Annotated in this window: 16 protein-coding genes; 12 read left to right on the top strand and 4 right to left on the bottom strand. The window is 38.9% G+C overall.

Going from position 1 to position 16366, the window contains the following annotated elements; all coding sequences use genetic code 11:
- Positions 1–15: 15 nt before the first annotated feature.
- The 12 genes from dnaB (at position 16) to GSM42_RS04725 (ending at position 13555) form a co-directional block, all read left to right on the top strand.
- Positions 16–1353: a replicative DNA helicase gene (dnaB, locus tag GSM42_RS04780; RefSeq protein ID WP_160800391.1), complete on the top strand. Its 1338-nt coding sequence runs from the start codon at positions 16–18 to the stop codon at positions 1351–1353.
- A gap of 113 nt (positions 1354–1466) precedes the next feature.
- Entirely contained in the window at positions 1467–2753 is a 1287-nt protein-coding gene (locus GSM42_RS04775) for an adenylosuccinate synthase (protein ID WP_160800390.1), read from the top strand.
- A gap of 177 nt (positions 2754–2930) precedes the next feature.
- Positions 2931–3068: a hypothetical protein gene (locus GSM42_RS04770; RefSeq protein WP_160800389.1), complete on the top strand. Its 138-nt coding sequence runs from the start codon at positions 2931–2933 to the stop codon at positions 3066–3068.
- Positions 3069–3190: 122 nt separating this feature from the next.
- A complete protein-coding gene (locus tag GSM42_RS04765; protein ID WP_160800388.1) occupies positions 3191–4033 on the top strand; it encodes an ATP-grasp domain-containing protein in 843 nt (280 codons plus the stop codon).
- Between the two features lie 30 nt (positions 4034–4063).
- Positions 4064–5182 (top strand): zeta toxin family protein, encoded by a 1119-nt coding sequence (locus GSM42_RS04760; RefSeq protein ID WP_160800387.1) that lies wholly within the window; start codon positions 4064–4066, stop codon positions 5180–5182.
- Positions 5183–5423: 241 nt separating this feature from the next.
- Positions 5424–5696: a TrbC/VirB2 family protein gene (locus GSM42_RS04755; protein WP_160800386.1), complete on the top strand. Its 273-nt coding sequence runs from the start codon at positions 5424–5426 to the stop codon at positions 5694–5696.
- A gap of 12 nt (positions 5697–5708) precedes the next feature.
- Entirely contained in the window at positions 5709–6032 is a 324-nt protein-coding gene (locus tag GSM42_RS04750; RefSeq protein WP_160800385.1) for a hypothetical protein, read from the top strand.
- 17 nt (positions 6033–6049) lie between these two features.
- Positions 6050–6694, top strand: coding sequence for a TraC-like domain-containing protein (locus tag GSM42_RS04745; RefSeq protein ID WP_160800384.1), 645 nt, complete (start codon positions 6050–6052; stop codon positions 6692–6694).
- Positions 6691–8571: a VirB4 family type IV secretion system protein gene (locus GSM42_RS04740; RefSeq protein ID WP_160800383.1), complete on the top strand. Its 1881-nt coding sequence runs from the start codon at positions 6691–6693 to the stop codon at positions 8569–8571. The genes GSM42_RS04745 and GSM42_RS04740 overlap by 4 nt, the downstream gene beginning before the upstream one ends.
- Positions 8572–8574: 3 nt before the next feature.
- Complete coding sequence (locus tag GSM42_RS04735) at positions 8575–10083, top strand: conjugal transfer protein TrbL family protein (protein WP_160800382.1); 1509 nt, start codon at positions 8575–8577, stop codon at positions 10081–10083.
- Positions 10084–10262: 179 nt separating this feature from the next.
- Complete coding sequence (locus GSM42_RS04730) at positions 10263–12191, top strand: VirD4-like conjugal transfer protein, CD1115 family (RefSeq protein ID WP_160800381.1); 1929 nt, start codon at positions 10263–10265, stop codon at positions 12189–12191.
- A 77-nt stretch (positions 12192–12268) separates the two neighbouring features.
- The gene (locus tag GSM42_RS04725) at positions 12269–13555 is read left to right on the top strand and encodes a hypothetical protein (RefSeq protein WP_160800380.1); all 1287 of its coding nucleotides are present in this window, start codon (positions 12269–12271) and stop codon (positions 13553–13555) included.
- A 6-nt stretch (positions 13556–13561) separates the two neighbouring features.
- On the opposite strand, the gene rlmH is transcribed toward GSM42_RS04725, so the two are convergent.
- The 4 genes from rlmH to GSM42_RS04705 form a co-directional block, all read right to left on the bottom strand.
- Entirely contained in the window at positions 13562–14023 is a 462-nt protein-coding gene (gene rlmH / locus GSM42_RS04720; RefSeq protein WP_160800379.1) for a 23S rRNA (pseudouridine(1915)-N(3))-methyltransferase RlmH, read from the bottom strand.
- Positions 14013–14195, bottom strand: coding sequence for a CxxH/CxxC protein (locus GSM42_RS04715; protein WP_160800378.1), 183 nt, complete (start codon positions 14193–14195; stop codon positions 14013–14015). The genes rlmH and GSM42_RS04715 overlap by 11 nt, the downstream gene beginning before the upstream one ends.
- A 79-nt stretch (positions 14196–14274) precedes the next feature.
- On the bottom strand, positions 14275–15465 hold the full coding sequence (locus GSM42_RS04710; RefSeq protein ID WP_160800377.1) for a S1C family serine protease: 1191 nt from the start codon (positions 15463–15465) through the stop codon (positions 14275–14277).
- A 67-nt stretch (positions 15466–15532) separates the two neighbouring features.
- Positions 15533–16348, bottom strand: coding sequence for an MBL fold metallo-hydrolase (locus tag GSM42_RS04705; protein WP_160800376.1), 816 nt, complete (start codon positions 16346–16348; stop codon positions 15533–15535).
- Between the last annotated feature and the right edge of the window lie 18 nt (positions 16349–16366).

The following is a 16366-nucleotide window of genomic DNA, read 5'->3' as shown; positions in this document are numbered from 1 at the left end:
AAGGGGTACTTAAAGATGAGTGAGTTATTAACAGATCGTTTACCACCTCAAAATATGGAGGCAGAGCAAGCTGTACTTGGAGCGATACTATTAAATCCAGATGTGCTTACGAACGTAAATGAACGTATACGTGCGGAAGATTTTTATCGGCAGGGACATCAACGTCTCTATCAAGTGATGAATGAACTGGCAGAGAAGCGGGAACCAATAGATCTAGTGACACTAACTGCATTGCTTCAAGATAAAAATCTGTTGGAAGAAGTGGGAGGGGTCAGCTATTTAACTGAAATTGCTGCACTTGTCCCCGCTATTTCTAATGTTGATTATTATGCGAGAATCGTGGAAACAAAATCCATGCAGCGTAATCTTATTCGCACAGCCTCTGAGATTATAAGTGATGCATATACAAGTGAAGAAGACATATCTGGAATTATGGAATCAGCGGAAAAAAGAATATTGGATATCGCAAAACGAAGAATCAAAGGTTCCTTTGCTGCTATTAAGGATGTGCTAGTGGAGTCCTATGAACAGATCGAATCCTTGCATTATAACAAAGGCGGACTAAAAGGATTATCTACTGGATTTATCGATTTGGATAAAATGACATCTGGTTTTCAGAAATCTGATTTGATTATTGTTGCAGCTCGTCCTAGTATGGGGAAAACAGCTTTTGCTCTAAACGTGGCTCAAAATGTTGCTCTACGAACTGGTGAAACAGTAGCTATTTTCAGTCTTGAGATGTCTTCCGCTCAATTGGTAATGAGGATGATCGCTTCAGAAGGAAATATTGATGCACAGGCTTTTCGGACTGGTAACTTAAACGAAGAAGACTGGGAAAAATTGACGATGTCAATCGGTACGTTGAGCGAAGCATCCATTTTTATTGATGATACACCAGGTATAACTATTTTTGATATTCGAGCAAAATTAAGAAGACTGCAAGCAGAGCATGGGCTTGGCTTGGTGATGATCGATTACCTTCAACTTATTTCTGGGCGAGGAATAGACAGTCGACAACAAGAAATATCGGAAATCTCTCGTTCTCTTAAACTGATGGCAAGAGAATTTAATGTACCCATCATTGCCTTATCTCAGTTGTCTCGTGCCGTAGAACAACGGCAAGATAAACGCCCGATGCTGTCTGATTTGCGTGAATCAGGTTCAATCGAGCAAGATGCAGATATGGTAGCCTTTTTATATCGAGATGATTATTATAACGAAGAATCAGAGAAAAAAAATATAGCGGAGATTATCATCGGAAAACAGCGGAATGGACCAGTAGGTAGAGTTGAATTGCTTTTCTTGAAAAACTATAACAAATTCTTATCACTGGAGATTCGACCGCAAAAATAACGAATATACAACCAATTTTTTTGGGTGAATGTTCGTTTTTTATTTGACATGTTCCACTTATCACTATAAAATGTACATGGTTTGAAATGAAATAGCACCCTGGAGGGATTAGCATGTCTACCGCAGTCGTTGTTGGAACCCAGTGGGGAGACGAAGGAAAAGGCAAAATAACTGATTTTTTAGCTGAGAAAGCAGAAACTGTAGCAAGATATCAAGGCGGTAATAATGCAGGTCATACCATTGTGTTCGGTGGGACACGTTATAAATTGCATTTGATTCCCTCAGGGATATTCTATGGGGATAAAAAATGTGTACTAGGAAATGGGATGGTTATTCATCCGCTTGCATTGGTAGAAGAGTTGGACTACCTTGAGGGGCATGGAGTAAACCTGAATAACCTAAAGATTTCCGATCGTGCGCATTTGATCATGCCTTATCACATCAAGTTAGATTTAGCAGAAGAAGCACAAAAAGGAACAGACAAGATTGGAACGACAGGAAAAGGCATTGGGCCAGCTTATATGGACAAAGCTGCACGTGTTGGAATCAGGGTGGCTGATTTACTAACACCTGAAGTTTTTGCTGATAAATTGCGCCGCAATCTGGAACAAAAAAATCGTTTGTTGGAACAACTTTATGATACAGAAGGTTTGCAGTACCAAGAGATCTATGACACCTATATGGCAATTGTAGATCGTATTCGTCCATATGTCACAGATACATCCGTCTTTTTAAACGATGCGATCGATCAAGGAAGACGTGTGTTGTTTGAAGGTGCTCAAGGGGTTATGTTGGATATTGACCAAGGGACTTATCCTTTTGTGACTTCTTCTAACCCTGTAGCTGGCGGTGTTTGTATCGGTTCTGGTGTAGGACCAACGAAAATCCATCAGGTTATCGGAGTTGCAAAATCATACACATCACGTGTAGGCGATGGTCCATTTCCTACTGAATTAAACGATGAAATCGGAAACCAAATTCGTGAAGTTGGTAGGGAGTATGGTACAACAACAGGAAGACCGCGTCGTGTAGGTTGGTTTGACTCCGTTGTCGTACGTCATGCTAGACGTGTGAGTGGAATAACAGGTCTATCCCTCAATTCCTTAGATGTTTTAACTGGATTACCAACTGTTAAAATTTGTACAGCGTACCGCTACAAAAACGAAATCTTGGAAAACTATCCTGCTGATCTCAGTTTATTAGCAGAATGCGAACCTATATTTGAAGAACTACCCGGCTGGAACGAAGATATCACAGGTGCACGTTCTTTGCATGAACTGCCATTAGCAACCCAACATTACGTGGAAAGAATAACTCAGCTGACAGGAATTCCATTAACCATTTTCTCTGTCGGACCAGATCGTGACCAGACCATCCAAGTAAGACCTGTATATGTATAAGACATTTGGATCAGATCCTCTGATGAAAATCGGGGGATCTTTTATGTATGCGCAAATGGAAATAGTAATGTAGATATCAGCTAAATTGATAAAAGTGATCATCCGTTCTGCGATACTTATCGAGACGGGTGTGGATCAGTTTTAGCTTCCGCCTTCCCAACAGGTGTTACGGAGAAGATGGTGACCTGTCTGTTAACAGGCATAGAAACAGAAACAGGCTACCTGCCTCCATACCCTGAAGAACACTCCGTTCAGATCATCTTCGCCCTCTGTGGTCTGATTTACATTGGATATGATAAACAATTTGACCACTAGAGATCCAAGTCGAAATCTAGTCCTAAGAATGTATCAAAAGTATTGCGGTTTTCTATAATTGAATGTACAGCCTTTGGTTTTTCATTAATCATCAAGTAATTTGAAACGAGGAGCGTGAGAAAATGGAAAAGAAAATCGCTATCGCTACATCTGTCCTTTTCCCAGATGGAGGGAAGGACACCAAAACGTTATTAGCTACCTTTCATCGAATGGGTTGCCAAGCTGAGTTAGTGATGTGGAATGATCAGCAAGTTAACTGGGAACAGTATGATATCGTTTTCCTCCATACAACATGGGATTATATTTTACACGTAGATGAATTTCGTGATTGGATCAAAGAGCTTGATGCCTATCTTTCTTTCCTTAACCCGACGGAACTTATTCTCTGGAATATGGATAAAAGGTATCTGCTTGATTTACAAGCAAAAGGAGTTACTTTGCCTCATACCTCTTTCGTTGAGACAGGATCAGATCTTTTCGCACAAAAAGATCTCTTGATCAAACCAGTAGTCATAAAAAAATTAGTATCTGCAGGTGGACGGGGAAATTGGTTGTGCCACAATCAAACAGAACTCCATCAAATAATCGAACGAGAAAATTTAACTCAAGAGCCTTTGCTGGTACAGCATTATGAGCCTTCGATTGTCACAAAAGGCGAATACTCAGCAGTTTATCTGGATGGTATCCTTCAACACATCATTCACAAGTTACCAAGGAAAGGGGAGTACCGTGTTCAATCTCAGTATGGAGGCTCTGAAACATTAGCAGGACCAGAAAAGAAAATGGTTGAATTCACGGATTTAGTGTTAACAGTTTTACCAAATAAACCAAAGTATGCAAGAGTCGATTTTATCCAAGATGAGCAAGGAATAGTAAAACTGATGGAAGTAGAAGTGATAGAACCTGATTTATTTTTACGCTATAAACCTTCATCTTTTGGGCGATTCGTTGATTTATTTCAGTGAGCTTCCTTATAATGATAAAGGAAGGGGTGCATGCCAATTTATCAAACATACGAATCGATTCCAGACTGGGTACGATTAGATGTTGCGATTGAGATCATTGCTGAAATGATCTCTACTACAAGACAGCAACTAAGATCAGCGAAGGAAAATCAAAATAAGACATTCATAAAAGAACAGAAAAAAAGATTAGATGTGTTGAGAAAAGAACGACTAGAGATGTATTTTGGGAATAAAGAGGTCATCAGAAAAATTATTTGTGAGTATGGACTTATCGTCCGACGTGAATTGGAAGACGAGAAAGCGTTTATGGATGCAAATGGCGGTATCCCACCAATTCCGCAACCGATACAAGAAGAAATCTACGCTGAACTTATAGAGGAAATGGAAGCATATACGAAGCCAGTGGGAAATCCAGAGATCGTGATATTAGGCGGACAACCGGGTTGTGGCAAAGGAGGACTCATTTCTCTTTCCAAAGAACGATTTCCAGATGGCAATGTTTTTATCTTAAATGGTGATGAACTTCGAAAAGAGCATCCTCACAGCTCTCAAATCTTAAAACAAAATGAACAGCATTATGCCACATTAACAGATGTTGTCGTACGAGATTGGACAAGCAGATTATTTACCCATGCCATGGAAACCAAACGAAATATTATTTTTGAAGGCACGATGCGGACGGATCAAATTTGCCGTACAATCGAGGATTTATTCCATAGAGGCTACAAAATAACGATTCAAGTCATGGCTGTAAGTGAAAAAGACAGTATTTTAGGAATTCACGAAAGATATGAAGCCCAAAAAGCACAAATTGGTTATGGGAGAATGACCCCACTCCTGTCACACCAGGATGCATATCATGGTCTGCTCCAAACAATCGAAAAAATAGAGAAAGATCAGATGTTTGATACTTTACAAGTTTTAAATCGTGAGAAAGAGGTATTGTATGATAACTCCCAACACATAAAGATGACTACGGAAAATGCGAAAGAAGCTATTGTGAAAGCAAGAACCCAAAGATGGTCTACCCAAAAAAGAAATGATTACATTAGATGTTGGGATGAAGTTATGAGATTGATGGAATACAGGCATGTATCCAAACAAGCGATAGATGAGGTTTTACTTCTTAAATCGAAAATAGAAGATTAATCCTGCCAATGAGCAGGTTTTTTATTTTGTGAAAATATAGTATATTGTTTTTTGTCCCATTTTTTCTCTGGAAGTAAGAGAAATATTTGATTATAAACTATTTTAATCAAGAGAGATAGAGGTGGTGCAATTGTAAAGAGGGACAATTTATGAAAAATAATAACAATTTAGTAAAAAAGGGAAAGAAGTATTTTATAATAGAAGACGTGATTATCTTGAATAAAAAGGACTGAAAAATGTAATGAAATGGCAAACTTTATTTCTTGAAGCTGAAGCAAAAAACCCATTTACGGAGATTTCTAAGTTTCTTACCAATACAGTAGTGGAAGGACTTTTAGGTATTGCGACTCCTGTAGCTATACTTGCTTTTATTGGATTGGGTATCGCTTCTATGCTGGCTTCAGATGAGCAGTCAAGAGCTAAATTAAAATCTGGCATGTGGTGGGTTGGTGGAGCAGCTGCATTGTGCTTTATGGCACAAAATATTGTTAAATGGCTAGAAGGTGCATTTTAGAAGGAGTTAGATATGTTAGCTGAAAGAAAACGATTTCTTATCCCTAACCAGATCACAAAAGCCTTTCATATTTGGCGAGGTATAACGCTTCGTGATGGATTAATACTGCTCCCGCTTGGACTAATTGGCTATGTATGCTACCAATATATCATCCCTTCTGCTTGGGAATTGTCCTATAAACTATTTTTGGCGCTATTGCCTGCAACACTTGGTGGGGCAATGATTTTTGTGCGCCCAATTCCAGAACGGAAGAATATAGCACTGTATCAACAACTTCTATGGCGAATACGCTTTAATCGACGTCAACGAATCTATCTATTTTCGAAAAGAAGATAAAAGGAGTTAATCGTTCCTTGCAGAATGCACAATCATTAATCCCTATCAAAGGGATATACAATGAAATGATAGAGACTACAGATAAACGTTTGATAAAAGTTTTATCGGTTAGTGCCGTAAATACTCATCTCATGTCTTATTCGGAAGAAAAGGAAGTATTAGAAGGTTATGAGGCATTTTTGCGCGGGTTAAGATATCCGGTGCAAATTGCCAGAGTAGCAGAACCGATGGATTTAGAAGAGTATATTTTGCAACTGAAAGAGAAACTAAAACAGCTGCAAAACCCTTATAAAAAAGAAATGTTGTCAAGTTATATCAACTATACCAAAACATTGCAAGAAGATCGGGATATGATCCGCCGCAGTCGATATGTTATTTTGGATGAGCCTTTTTCTAGTGAACATGTGAAAGAAGATGCGATAGCAAAATTAAAACAGAAAACACGTGATATAACATTAGCCATTGAAGATATGCTATACCGACATAAATTACAGGTACGGGAATTAATGAATCACGAATTGGCAAAATATATCCATATGTTTTTTGATTATGAGAATGCACAATTATCCGCAGGAAATTATCAAAAAGAATATCCATATATTATTGGACAAGGTAACTTGATGAAGGCTGTGGATCAGTATAGAAGCCGAGAGGGGTCATGATATTGCTTGGCCGTTTTTTTCAAAAGGCAAAACCAATAGAAGAGCCTGATATTGAAAACTCCGTAACAGATGAAAGTTTTCTTCTAGATATTTTTTCACCTGACAGTATCGAAGAAGGTGCCAATTATTTGCGATTAGGTGGAAACTATGTCCGAACATTAGCCGTTTCCCATTTCTCCAATCAAGTAGAAGCAGGTTTTTTGGAGAAATTGCATACGATGTCTTCGAATGTATCCGTTATTCACCATATTGAACCTACCCCTTCCCATGAAATGGTGAAAGCATTAAATCGTGCTGTTATCGAATACAAAACACGCCTGCAAGAGCCCAGACTAAGACCTGTTGATCAAATAAAACTAGAAAATGATCTGCAAGATGCCGAAATATTACTGCAAAATTTAATAGACGGCTCTAGTGAAATGTTTGTCGAGCATATGCTCGTGCATATTCAAGCAGACAGTTTAGATAAGTTAAATTCGATCACCCATCAAATCAAAACCCAAATGAGTAAATCGATTAAGTTACTTACGCCACATTTTCGAATGTTAGAAGCATTTCAGAGTGTTTTGCCTGTTCGCTCACATAAAATTCCAGAGATGACTTATCGAAACTTTGACAGTGAATCTATCTCTTCGTTATTTCCATTTGATGAATGTGAAATTGTCAGTGAGAAAGGGATTATCAAAGGGAAAAATTTAAAAACAAATAGTATTGTATTGGTTGATCATGATGAACTATTAAATCGAAATGAAGTTGTGATTGCAACAAGTGGTGGAGGAAAATCTACCTATCTCTTTGGGGATATCATGCGTCGGTGGATGCAGGGCACCACGATTCGAATCGTGGACCCAAAAGGAGAATTTGGGGAGAAAGCTCGAAAACTTGGTGGCGAATGGATCAAAATATCACCGATGAATGACAATGTGATCAATCCATTTGAGATCATGAATGCGACGATTGCAACAGATGAGGCCGGCCTGCCGCTAGAGGCTTCCTTACTGCATCAAAAGATTTCAAGATTAAAGACAATGTTTACCCTGATGTATAAAGACTTAAAAGAACAACAGGTAGCAATGGCTCTATTGGAAAAAGTACTCGTCGAAGTTTATCGGGATAAAGGGATTACATGGGATACCAACTTTAAAAGTAAGCAGAGTTCTGATTATCCGATCATGAAAGATCTATATGGAAAGATAGATCTATTAATGCATACAGAAGAGCAATATACACCATTAGCTGGATTTTACCAAGTTCTATATCCATATGTAGAAGGTTCCTATTCCAAAGCGTTTAATGGAATTACCAATGTAGATTTATCAAACGATTTGATTGTGTTTGATCTATTTGATCTGCGCAACGAAGGCGATCTCCAGCAAGTAGCGATGTATAATATTCTTACGTTTTTATGGGACGATGTCACGATGGACAAGAAAAAAGTCCATCAGATATTTGTGGATGAAGCTCATATTCTCTCTGACCCCAAAAACCCGCTAGCGATGGAATTTCTAGCCTCGATGTACAAGCTGATCCGCTCGTTTTCCGGCGGTGTCACATCAGCTACGCAGCAAGTAGGGGATTTTTTAAGTGCAGTTGAAGGCTCGCGCAACTATGGAGAAGCTGTGATACTAAATTCTGTTACTAAGTTATATTTACCAATGGTTCAAGAAGAGATGAACAGCATCCGCGAGCGGACATCCGAGAGCTTCTCCGAAGAAGAAGAGCGGCTGCTCGTTATTCAAGATGCGGATAAACACCAAAATGCGGGAAAAGGCATCTATGTTGTCGGCAGTAAAAAAGTCCATCTCCAAGTCGAACTCACCCCAGCTGAGCTAAAACTATGGGATTATGCTTGGTATGAGCGAAAATATGGGGTGTAGAGTATGTGGGCAAAAATCGTGATATGTTTTGTTCTATTGTTTAATCTGGTTGGCAATGTTGCTTTGGCAGCACCAACGGGGACAACGGAAAATAAGACTACAGGTGATCAAAAGCAATCCGAAGATCTAGAGATGAAAAGGATAAAAGCAGTAAAAAAAAGAATAGAAGATCAAAAAGTTAAAGCACAAGAAGCACAAAAAAACGCAGAAAAAGCTGAGAAAGAAACAGATGATGCACGAGTTATATCCATAGATTCATGGAAGCGAATGAAGAATGCAAAAGATGCGGCAATGAAGGCAAAAGAAAAGACAAATGCAGAAAAAAAATTGAAAGAAGCACAGCAGAAAAAAAAAATAGCGATAGACCAAGCGAAAGTGGCACAAACAGCAGCAGATAGAGCAGCTGAAGAAACAAGAAGGACAAATACTTGGACCTTGATTGATTCTCCCGACATCAATAAATTACAAGATGAGGCAGTAAAAGCAGCTGATGAAGCACAAGCAGCAGCCGATGCAGCACAAACAGCAGCAGATAGAGCAACAGAGGCAGTAGAAAAAGCACAAGAAGCAGCTGATAAAGCAGCGGCAGAAGATCCCTATTCAAATTGTAATGCATGGGAATTGGGGTGCTATGCGAATAGTTGGATTTATGATCAAGCAAAAGGAATTTTACTAGCTGTTATTGATATATTAAAGGCTGTGCTTAACTTAGATAATATATCCAATGACCCAATAGTAAAGTCCTTAAAGACAGGATTTAGTAGCTTATCATGGTCGTTTTTGTTGTTGTTTTTGGTCTACCAGTTGGTAAAAATTCTCTCATTAATGATTTTACAAGAAGATTATTCCGAGATAAAACCTCTGATTCGTAAGACTGTTATTGCGGCTTGGTTAATTTCGTCCTTGACGTGGATTTGCGACCAATTATTTTACTTAGGTAATGCTTTCACCGATTATGCTTTAGATCATCTAACGAAAGTACAAGCCAGTATTCAAGTGTTACTAGATGTAGTAGTTGTTGGCATTACGGGTTATTTTGGCTATTTCCTTATTTTACTAGTGCTTATAGCTATATTCTGTATTATTATTCTTATCCAGATAGGAATTCGTTCCGCAGAGTTTGCTTTTTTAGTAATTATCGGTCCAGTTGCAATTGTGACGCTGGTCAATAAAGAAATGAATTTGTTCTCTATCTGGTGGAGAAATTTGTTAGCAATTATTGTAACTCAGTCGATCCAGCCAATACTTTTTGTGCTCTCCATTGAGATGATTGCTAATGGTGCATTAACAAACATTTTTCTGACTATTGGTTTCTTAGCATTGACGATGCGTGCCCCTAAAATGGTTAATGAGTGGTTCAAAGCTAGTTCTATTTCCGGTTCGGCTGGAGATGTGGTGAAATCTGCTGCTAATTATGCTAATTATGCTGCTAGATTGGCTAAAGGCAGAAAAACTACAATGGCAGAATTAGATACAAAAAAACTTCACCCAAAGCAACCTAATCTAAAGTAATTTACAATTTATCAATAGCCATGTAGAAGAAGCAAGGAAGATAGAACGAAGAATGTAATGGGAAATTATCAAAGATGAATTTTTTCCCATCTTAACAATCATCAGTAGGACTAGTAATTGTATAGAAAGGAGTATGGCTTATCAGTCACTATCAACGCCCCATTATTGGGGCGCTTCTTATGGCAGTTGGGGCTGTGCTGGTGTTGGAAGTTGTACTGGCGATAATACTTGTCGCAGTGCCAGCAGGTATCTCGCAGTTTGAATGGAGTCAGTTGCCTGATGTGATCCAGCAAGCGATGGGTATTGGTCTGTTTATACAAATGCAACTGGTGATCATTGTCCTCTCTGGAGTGGTTGCACGGCGAGTGTTTTTGTTTTTGGCTGGACGCACATATAAACAAGCAGCTTCCTATGGAGCTCATGGTACTTCTCGCTTTGCCAAAAAATCGGAGTTGATGAACGGCAGTCACTTTGCAAGACGCACATGGAAAAAGAGTGCACAGGAAAACTTACGAAATCCATCTGGCATTATCTTTGGACTGTTAGGAAATAAACCGCTTATTTTACCGGAAGAGACAACAATCCCAAACCGAAATATTTTTCTTGTCGGTTCACCAGGATCGGGGAAAACCCAGTCTTATTTGCTAACAAATTTGATTCATGAACAAGAGCGTTCTATCGTCGTGACTGATCCAAAAGGCGAAATTTATGAGACGACTGCGAAATTAAAAGAAGAGCAAGGTTATGAAGTGCGTTTGGTTAATTTCTTAGAAATGAACATCAGTGATCGATATAATCCGCTTGATTACGTGACGAAAGAGACGGAGGCTGAGCAAGTAGCTACCACGATCGTCGCAAATTCTGGGGAAAAGAGTAATTCTGAAAATGATTTTTGGACAAGATCAGAGATTGCACTATTAAAAACGCTGCTCCTTTATGTTCGTTATGAATGCCCCCAGGAGGCTAACCTTGCGAAAGTAAAAGAAATACTTACGGTGCAAGGACGTACTCCTAAAAAAATGGATCAATTTTTTGGAAATCTGCCAACGGATCATCCAGCATATCAATCCTACCAAATCGTCCGTATGGCGGAAGACCGCACAAGGGCTAGTATTTTTATCTCCTTGGGGATTACTTTATCGAAGTTTGATGCATCAGATGTTCGTAAATTTACAGAGAAGAGCGATTTTTCTCTTGATGATATTGGCAAGAAGAAAATGATCGTTTATTGTATTTTACCGATTGCAGATGCTACTTGGGAGCAGTTAACTTCTACCTTTTTCACTCAATTGTTCCAACGGCTTTACTATGTAGCTGATCACCATTATAACAAGTTACCTGTTAAAGTGAATTTTTTGCTGGATGAATTTGTAAATATCGGAAAAATCCCGAGATTTGAACAAGTTTTAGCTACATGCCGAAGCTATGGCATCAGTATCAGTACGATTGTGCAATCGATGGGTCAGTTAGTAGACCTGTATACAAAAGAAAGGGCAGAAGGAATTATCGGAAACTGTAGTTTGCGCTATTTGCTTGGAGTATCCGATAAAATGACTGCGGATTATTTTTCCGAGCTCATTGGGAAAACAACCATTCAAACAAGGTCTACCTCATTCACAAAAGGCAAAGAGGAAAATAGTTCTCTATCCAAACAGTATGGAGAACGATTACTTATCACGCCCGATGAGTTAACGCGTATGGGTCGGAACGAGGGAATTTTATTAATATCTGGAATGTTTCCCGTAAAACTGCGAAAAACATACCAATGGGAATTTTTCAAAGGAATTTTACATGATCAAAATAGATCCAGCCGTTTTGCCTATCAAGCGCCGATGTCTTTGGAATTAGAAGATATGCAAGAAGTGTTAGCAGAGCAAGTAGACGAAGAACCAGAAAATGAGCAACACGAGCAAAATTTGGTTAATTATCTTGATCAGGCAGTTGAGAGATTGGAAAGTCGTCTTCGTTCCAATTTAACAACAGCCTTAGAAAAAGAATTAGATGATTTATTAGCAAAATTAACACCAACAGCTCCTGATTATACCGAGCAAAAGTTTGATTTATTACGGGAGTTTTTTATGAATATGAAACATAACCATACAGATTAAGTGATTTTAAGAAGGAGTCTTTATAGGAAAAAACATTACGCAGAATTTTCGAGATGGCAGACCAGAGGAGGTCATGCATGAAACGAATACAGTGTGAAGATGGAACATTTGTCTTAGACGGTAACCAAGTACGCTATGAGTTACCAGTATCAAAAGTAAGCATACACAGCTATGAAGAATATAGTGAAGCTGTGCCAACAGTGGATTGCGCTGTGCCTTTTACGTTTGAAAGTGATATGCAAGAAGGAGTATTTCGGATCTTTTTTGAAATTGATCCCGGCTATATGCCATTAGAGAAATTTCGCTTATCGAGTACAGTTTCCGATATTATTTTGGATTTATTATTTCTCGGGCAATATTTTGAAAGACAACCTCATATCTATACGTTTTATCAGCCGATAAATATCATGATTGGTCCAAGCAGTGATGTGAAAGTTTTGTTTCGAGGGGTTCACGGATTATTTCCAGAACGAAAACCTGATGTGATATTGGAATCAGTGAAACAGTTAATTTTTTATTTGCTGACAGATAACGTTTCATTTGGTGAAATAAAACGAATGGGAAAAGAGGTATGGACAAAAATTCATCCAGCGTATTCCCATATTGGTAAAAAGTTATCTCGGGCAACTACATGGTCAGAACTAGAACATATCGATTTTACTAGTCACACGCCAATCGTAGAACAGAAGCAATCTAAAAAGCAGTGGAGCTTTTCTTTGCCTAAACCGAAACGAGATGTATCAACCCCTCTGCTTGCCCCCAAAGGAAACAGCAGAAAGAAAATAGGCTTCCGTCCAAAGTGGATTGCCATTTCTCTTGGGGTACTGGCATTACTCACTCCGTATTTGTTGCCTGATCAAAAAATCAACCATGCAGACCCTGTTTCTAAACAGCAACAACAAGCTGATTTGCTGCAAAATGGTATCCGGCTTGCTGCTATGGGAAAGTATGAAGAAGCAGTAAAAATGTTGAAGCAATTAAATTTTTCTGCCCTATCTCCAGAAAATAAGAACGTTGTTTTGTATACATATGTCAATGCTGGTCAGATTCAAAAAGCATTGGATTTAGATCCTACCTATGCAGACAGCGTTGTTCAATACTTAGTAGAAAAGGATCAATTAAAAAAGCTTTTGTCGATCAAGAGCAACTCTGTCACCATACAATTTGAACAAGCAGCATATACAAGAAAGTACAAAACTGTTTTACAATTGTATCAACAAGTACCGATTGATTTACGACGGGGAAAAGTAGTTATTCGTGCTTTTGTAAATCAAGGACGTCATCAAGAAGCAATGGAGTTTGCGAAAAATACAAAGCAAGAGAAAATTATCACATATGCTAAAACAAAAACGGGTTTAAATTAATTTTAATCATTTATGATAATTTTCCCCACGGATAATTTTAAATCCCCGATAAATCTGCTCCAATAAAAAGACGCGCATCAATTGATGCGGAAAGGTCATTTTGGAAAAAGAGAGTTTTAGGTCTGCTTTTTGGATGACTTCAGGAGATAAGCCATCGGAACCACCAATAACAAAGGTTAGGTGGCTATTTCCATATGTCCCTAATTGATTAATTTTTGCTGCAAATTGATCAGAAGAGAAATCCTTACCCTCGATAGCCAGGACAATTACATAGGTATCACTCGCCAATTTTTTCAGGATGCGTTCTCCTTCTTTTTGTTTGCGAATAATGGCAGTGCCTTTTTTTTCTTCTTCTACTTCTGTCACGGTGAATTTGGCATATGCTTGTAATCTTTTTAGGTATTCTGCACAAGCGTCACGAAGATACTTCTCTTTTAGATTCCCTACAGTTAGAATATTAATCTGCAACAGGGGTCTCCTCCATCTCTTCCTCAAGAGTAAGGGAGTAGACAGCATGTTGTTTGCACCATACACATGGTTTGTCCTCTGTTGCTTTGATGAGCTCTAGGGTCGGTGCTGCATTATATTGATCAATAAAATCTTCCATAACGAAATCGATGTGTTCCTCACAAGCGTACATTCTTTTTCCTCCTATAGTAAAAATGCTTCGCATCGAATGCGAAGCATTTATCTTAAAACTTTTTTCGGAAATCGTCCAGTTAAGATTGAGGACCTTCAGCGAGTGTAACTGTTGCGGTCGTTTTCTTACCTTCTCGATATAGGGTAAGTGTAACTTTACTGCCGATCTTCTGTTTGTACAAGTATTTTCTTAGTTCAGAGCTATTAGCAACAGACTGACCATTCATCGCAACGATGACATCTCGTGATTTGACACCAGCTTGAGCGGCAGGTGTATTGGCATCTACTGTTTTAATCAAAACACCATTTTGTACAGAAGTAGGTAATTTTAATTCGTTCCAAGCAGATGGCAGCATTTCTTGGAGATCATAAAGCTGTACTCCTAAATATGGTCTTGGAACATGTCCTTGGTTGATCAATTGCTCGATAATAGGTTGCGCATCGTTAACTGGGATGGCAAAACCAAGCCCTTCTACTCCGCTTTCAGCAATTTTCAGGCTATTGATCCCAATTACTTGACCGGCAACATTGACCAATGCTCCACCGCTATTACCTGGATTAATCGCCGCATCTGTCTGAATAACATCTGTCGCATTGGTTTCTGTAACATCTATCGTACGTTTTGGAGAACTGATAACCCCTACTGTAACAGACTGAGAGAACTGCGGACCAAGTGGGTTACCAATGGCGATTGCTGGTTCACCTGCTTGCAGCGAATCCGAGTTTCCAAATTGAGCTACTTCTGTTACTCCAGCTGATGCAATTTCTAACACTGCTAAATCAGTGATTCGATCATAGCCTAATACCTTTGCTTGGACAGTCTTGGATTTATCATTGCTCAATGGGATGACGACTTGTACCTTTTTATTACCTTCAATAACATGATAATTGGTTACAACGAGTGCTTTGTCGTTGTTTTTTTGGAAAATAATCCCGGAACCTGTTCCCTGTTTCACATTTTCATTGCTAAAAGGGTCATCTGAACTTCCGATATTTTCGACTCCAACGACAGCGGAGCGAACCTTGTTTACAGCCTCGGTGATCTGCGAGTTTACTTTTACACTCGTTGTCTTGCTATTGGAGAATTGTTGGGATGCTTGCTGCTGTTCCTCATTATTTTGTTGAAAATAGCCCAATCTATTTAACAATGGAACAAATAGAAGGGTAATGAGTCCACCGATAACGGCAGAAACAATACAAAGAAAAACAAAGGAGCGACGGCTAGGTCGTCTATTATTGTAATAGTTATCGTTATGGCTATAATAACCCATACGGAATTCCCCCTGGTGAGATCATCTACCTACAAAGTATTTGAAACTACATGATATAATATGCAATTTAAGCACTTGTCATCACTGCTTGTACTTTTACTTCCTGCAAGGGAGTAGCTCGGTCAGGGTATGTCTCTCGAAGTTTGATTTCTGTTCCGATCGCTAATCCTGATTCCTCTAATACATTTTTTACAGTGAGGTGTGCTAATTCAAGTAAATTATTGTCTTGACTCAAGTGCGCAAGATAGATTTGTTCTCCAACACCACGTACGATTTCCAAAAGGGCAGCGGCTGAATCTTCATTTGACAAATGGCCGGTATCGCCTAATATTCTACGTTTTACATTCCAAGGATATGTCCCCATACGTAACATGTTGACATCATGATTGCTTTCCCATACCAAACTGTCAATACCATCTAATGAACGAATAATTTTCTCATTCACATATCCAAGATCGGTAACAATAGCGAGTGATTCATCTTTTTCAAAAAAACGGAATCCAATAGGGTCAGCTGCATCATGAGAAATAGCAATAGAATCAATACCAACATCTTCAATAGAAAAGGAAGCTCCAGTCTCTAAGAATTGAAGCAAAGAAGATGGAATATCTCCAACACTTGAGGGGAGATGCTGGTAGGTAGCTTCGTTTAGATAGATCGGTAGCTGGTATCTCCGTGCCATCACACCAAGCCCCTTTACATGATCGATATGCTCATGGGAGACGAGAATAGCATCGAGACTCTCTGGATTTACTCCAATTTGAGACAATCTTCCATTTAGCTGCTTTCCGCTAAGTCCAGCATCGACGAGCAAACGTGTATTTTCAGTTTCTATGTAAAGAGCATTGCCTGAGCTACCACTTGCTAACACGCTAAACTTCACAATAAGTACTCCTATCTA

The sequence above is a fragment of the Shimazuella alba genome (assembly GCF_009831235.1).
Taxonomy (GTDB): Bacteria; Bacillota; Bacilli; order Thermoactinomycetales; family Thermoactinomycetaceae; genus Shimazuella; species Shimazuella alba.
Note: the sequence above shows the minus strand (reverse complement) of the source record. Positions and strands in the feature narration are given on the sequence as shown.

What these genes read in the sequence shown, in the direction of transcription:
- dnaB (WP_160800391.1), top strand. Translation starts at nt 16, where the DNA reads ATGAGTGAGTTATTAACAGATCGTTTACCACCTCAAAATATGGAGGCA.
- GSM42_RS04775 (WP_160800390.1), top strand. Translation starts at nt 1,467, where the DNA reads ATGTCTACCGCAGTCGTTGTTGGAACCCAGTGGGGAGACGAAGGAAAA.
- GSM42_RS04770 (WP_160800389.1), top strand. Translation starts at nt 2,931, where the DNA reads ATGGTGACCTGTCTGTTAACAGGCATAGAAACAGAAACAGGCTACCTG.
- GSM42_RS04765 (WP_160800388.1), top strand. Translation starts at nt 3,191, where the DNA reads ATGGAAAAGAAAATCGCTATCGCTACATCTGTCCTTTTCCCAGATGGA.
- GSM42_RS04760 (WP_160800387.1), top strand. Translation starts at nt 4,064, where the DNA reads ATGCCAATTTATCAAACATACGAATCGATTCCAGACTGGGTACGATTA.
- GSM42_RS04755 (WP_160800386.1), top strand. Translation starts at nt 5,424, where the DNA reads ATGAAATGGCAAACTTTATTTCTTGAAGCTGAAGCAAAAAACCCATTT.
- GSM42_RS04750 (WP_160800385.1), top strand. Translation starts at nt 5,709, where the DNA reads ATGTTAGCTGAAAGAAAACGATTTCTTATCCCTAACCAGATCACAAAA.
- GSM42_RS04740 (WP_160800383.1), top strand. Translation starts at nt 6,691, where the DNA reads ATGATATTGCTTGGCCGTTTTTTTCAAAAGGCAAAACCAATAGAAGAG.
- GSM42_RS04735 (WP_160800382.1), top strand. Translation starts at nt 8,575, where the DNA reads ATGTGGGCAAAAATCGTGATATGTTTTGTTCTATTGTTTAATCTGGTT.
- GSM42_RS04730 (WP_160800381.1), top strand. Translation starts at nt 10,263, where the DNA reads ATGGCAGTTGGGGCTGTGCTGGTGTTGGAAGTTGTACTGGCGATAATA.
- GSM42_RS04725 (WP_160800380.1), top strand. Translation starts at nt 12,269, where the DNA reads ATGAAACGAATACAGTGTGAAGATGGAACATTTGTCTTAGACGGTAAC.
- GSM42_RS04715 (WP_160800378.1), bottom strand. Translation starts at nt 14,195, where the DNA reads ATGTACGCTTGTGAGGAACACATCGATTTCGTTATGGAAGATTTTATT.
- GSM42_RS04710 (WP_160800377.1), bottom strand. Translation starts at nt 15,465, where the DNA reads ATGGGTTATTATAGCCATAACGATAACTATTACAATAATAGACGACCT.